Source organism: Arsukibacterium sp., from assembly GCF_036735525.1.
GTDB lineage: Bacteria > Pseudomonadota > Gammaproteobacteria > Enterobacterales > Alteromonadaceae > Alishewanella.
Genome location: NZ_DAINOE010000145.1, coordinates 1 through 4,120, shown reverse-complemented (window position 1 = coordinate 4,120; position 4,120 = coordinate 1). Strand labels below are relative to the sequence as shown.

Here is a 4,120-nt window from a genome sequence, read left to right as displayed (position 1 = left end):
TGTAATCCTTCTGGACACACCTCGGCCTTAATGTCTGGTAATGCCAGTATGGCTTTGCTTTCGGTTGAAAAAGCCAGGTAGCCATTTTTTTCTGCGTAGTATAGCGGTTTGATGCCCAGCCGATCGCGGGCCACAAACAACAGTTGTTTGCGGTTATCCCAAAGGGCAAAAGCAAACATACCATTAAGGTAGTTAAGGCAATCAACGCCATGTTGCTGATACAGATGCAGGATCACTTCAACATCCGACTGGGTTTTAAAGTGACAGCCGACTAATTCTGAGCGCAATTGCCGGTAGTTATAGATTTCACCATTACAAACCAATACCAGCTGGCCATCCTCACTGCTGATAGGTTGATGGCCGCCGGCTAAGTCAATGACGGATAAGCGCCGCATACCAAGGGCGATATTGTCTGCCAGGAAATGTCCGCTGTCATCAGGACCGCGATGGGCAGTAATATCCCCCATCAGGTTTAACCAGTCAGCCGGGAATTGCTGCGGTCGCTTAAGGGCGACCATGAATGCCGCACATAGCTTACCCCATTTGCTGTTGATAAAACTGAGAAAACATCAACAGGCTCCACAGCGCTGAGCTGTGATCATGCTGGCCACTTTGGTGCTGCTGATACAAACGTTGAATATAGCTTTGATTAAATAAGCCGGCATCAGCTAACGCCTCGCTAAACAACGCCTGTTGCAAGGCCTGTTTCAGTGGTCCACGAAACCAGCTGGCCAACGGCACGGCAAAGCCCATTTTTTTGCGGTATAAAATGTCGTCGGGTAAATGAGGCTGCAGAGCTTGCTTAAAGGCCGCTTTACCTTCTTGCCCCTGAATATTCATTGACGATGGAATACGACTGGCCCATTCAACATATTTATGATCTAACAGCGGTACCCGAACTTCAAGTGAATGCGCCATGCTGGCGCGATCAACTTTGGTGAGAATATCGCCTACCAAATAGGTTTTCATATCCAGATACTGCACCAGTTTTAGCGGATCATCAGTGTTGGCATTAGCGGCGTGGCGCAGAAACACTTCTCCCGAGTGATAACCGCCAAGTTGTTGTTTTAGCATCGGCGAAAATAGCTGCGCCCTGGCTTCAGGCCGCATAATAGACACGGTGTTGCAATACCCATCCAGGGCCGACATGGCCAGTGATTGAAAGGTCGTTTTAGCTCTTAAAAAACGTGGCGCCCAATCCAGTTTAGGGTAATGCCGCCCCAGAGAGCCAAACAGATGGCGACGGACAGAGGAGGGCAGCAGGCTGCGCATTTTTTCTTCATGTAACTGAAAGCGATAGCGCCGGTAACCGGCAAACAGTTCATCGCCACCGTCCCCAGATAGCGCAACGGTCACATGCTGCCTGGCTAGTTGGCATACCCGGTAGGTGGGAATGGCCGAGCTGTCGGCATAGGGCTCATCATACAAACTGACTAATTTATCAACCAGCGAAAAATCATCCCGATCTACCTGGCCAGTGCGATGATTAGTTTGATATTGGCTGGCAACCCGGTTGGCATAATCGGTCTCGTCAAAACGCTGATCATCAAAGCCGATCGAGCAGGTGTTTACCGCTTTATCTTTTTGAATTTGAGCCATTAATGCTACTACGGCACTGGAATCGACGCCACCGGATAAAAAGGCACCTAAAGGCACTTCAGCAATAAGCCGGATATCCACGGCCTCTTTTAACCGGGGTAACAATTGCTCTTTTACTTCGGCTTCAGCCAGCGGCGGGGCTGAGAAATCTATATCCCAGTATTGTTGCTGTTGAATGGGCGCTAAGCGGTTTTTATCCAGTAGGATTGTATGCCCGGGGTTGAGTTTAAACGCATGGGCAAAGATGGTATTGGGTTCGGCAATATAACCAAAAGTAAAATATTGCTCGATACCCGAGTAATACAGGGTTTTATCAAATTCAGGATGCCCTGTAATCACCTTGAGTTCTGAACCAAATAGCAATTTATTGCCAGGCAGCACAGCATAAAACAGGGGTTTAATGCCCATGCGGTCACGGGCTAAAAACAATTGTTGTTTTGGCCTGTCCCATATTGCAAAAGCAAACATGCCACGAAAATGTTTAACACAGTCTACTCCCCACTCTTCCCAGGCATGCACTATGGTTTCAGTATCGCCATGGGTAGAAAAAACATGGCCTTTGGCTTTAAGTTCACTGGTCAGCTCAGCGAAGTTATATATTTCACCGTTAAACACCACGGCAACATCACCTGTTTCATTAAACAGCGGCTGATGACTGCCAGCAATATCAATAATAGATAAGCGGCGATGGGCCAGGCCTAAGCCAGGCTCGTAATGAAAACCATCGGCATCAGGGCCGCGGTGCGATTGCAGGGTGTTTAATTGTTTTAACAGACTGCTGTCAACCTGTTGGTTGTCCTGTAAATGTAAGATGCCGGCTATACCGCACATAGTGTTAAGCTTCCTTTGCTGTATGAGTGATGGCAGACAGGTTTTGCTGGTAAAGCACCTGATAGCGCTTGACCATATTTTGCATGCTAAATTGCTGTACCGCAGCTAATCTGGCTTGTTCTGCTGCAAGTTGCCGTTGACCCGGTTGCAAAAAGCACTGCATTAACTGTTGTTTTAATGCAGATAAATCGTTATTGGCAATTAACCAGCCATTTTCGTTGTCCCGGATCAGATCCGGATTTCCCCCGACGCGACAGGCAATCACCGGCAGGCCAGATGCCATGGCTTCAAGAATGGTGTTAGAAATGCCTTCAGCGAGCGAGGGCAGCACAAATACCGAGCAGGCCGGCAAAATACTGGCAATATCATCCCGATTGCCTGGTAACCAGCATTGTGAGGTCAAGCCTGCTTGCGCTAATTGGCGGATCATATCCGCCCGAAATTCGCCTTCACCTATAATGACCAGCGCACTGTTTGCTTTAAAGTGAATATCTTGCTGACACAATTCGATATAGGCTTTCACTAACAGCGGGTGGTTTTTAACCGGCACCATGCGGCCGACACTGGCAAAAATAGTCCGCTTGCTGTCGAGTAAGGGCGCAGGAAGTGCACTGGGTAAAGAGTTATGCGGGCTGAATTTCTCCGTGTCGACCCCATTGCAAATCAGATTAAGTTTATGCTCAGGAACCTTAATTTGTTGCTTAAGGTAGCGCAGGCTTTCTTTGGACAGGCTGATATATTGATGAATAAACGGCTTAAAAAAGCGTTTAAGCCAGATATATTTTTTATTGACGCCGGCTAAATCTTTAATGTCCCAGCCATGCTCACCGTGGACCCTATAAGGTACGCGGGCCAACCAGGCACTAAACTGGTATTCCAGGGCCGCAATATTGCGACTGTGACAAATATCCGGTTTTAACTGTCTGAGCAATTTAAAGGCGTTCCAGAATGATTGCAAATCATGGCCGCTTCGTTTATTCAGGCGATAAATTTCGACGTTAGTTAGTTTAATGCGCTGAAAAAAACGCTCATCGAAATCGGTTAAACACAGAATACTATGCCGGAACTGCGTTTCATCAAGTTGATTAATTAAATTAACTACACCATTTTCCAGGCCGCCGGTACGAAAACTCCAGATAATATGGCAAATATGTATTGGCTTTATGGCTGTTTGGCCACCAATAGCAACTGAAGTTGCGGGTTGAACTGTCATGGCTGCGGCTCCCGTGCGGTTAACGCAGAATTATTTTGCTCAAACAGGTTAGCTTGTCGGATCAAGGGGTATTTTTGCTGCAACAGCTGCTGCAAGGTGTCTCTGGCACTGTCTGTTTCAAACTCGTAGTGCACACTTACAGCAAAAAAACTGCCATGCTGACTAATATGAAAAACTTTGCCCAGCGCTTGCATTGCAGTAATGACATAAGGGTCAGCAGAAAAGTAGTTACCACTGCCATACCAGAACCACAACAATCTCTTACTGCCATCATTAGCACGTAAATCAACTTCTTGTACCTTCAGGGAATGATGTTGAAACTGGATAGCCAGGCGTCTGTGGCCAGCAGGAGTCCAATACTGGCGTTGATAAGGTTGGTTGTGCCAGCTCACCAGTTTTTGATCATCAATGTGTTGATAAAATGCAGCGTAAAATTGGACAGGCACATTTAGCCCGGTCCACTGGCCTGATACTTCT

General features: G+C 47.2%; 3 protein-coding genes and 1 pseudogene. All 4 read right to left on the bottom strand.

Annotation, left to right across the window (positions count from 1 at the left end; translation table 11 throughout):
- Window positions 1–518 (bottom strand): annotated as a pseudogene (locus tag V7D78_RS16305) (asparagine synthase (glutamine-hydrolyzing)); the annotation flags it as partial.
- A 16-nt stretch (window positions 519–534) separates the two neighbouring features.
- A complete protein-coding gene (locus V7D78_RS16300) occupies window positions 535–2,430 on the bottom strand; it encodes an XrtA/PEP-CTERM system amidotransferase (RefSeq protein ID WP_333609516.1) in 1,896 nt (631 codons plus the stop codon).
- Between the two features lie 4 nt (window positions 2,431–2,434).
- Window positions 2,435–3,643 carry a TIGR03088 family PEP-CTERM/XrtA system glycosyltransferase gene (locus tag V7D78_RS16295; protein WP_333609515.1) on the bottom strand — a complete coding sequence of 403 codons (1,209 nt, stop codon included), beginning with the start codon at window positions 3,641–3,643 and terminating at the stop codon, window positions 2,435–2,437.
- A partial coding sequence (locus V7D78_RS16290) for an exosortase C-terminal domain/associated protein EpsI (protein ID WP_333609514.1) occupies window positions 3,640–4,120 on the bottom strand: 481 nt, incomplete at its 5' end. The genes V7D78_RS16295 and V7D78_RS16290, both read right to left, overlap by 4 nt.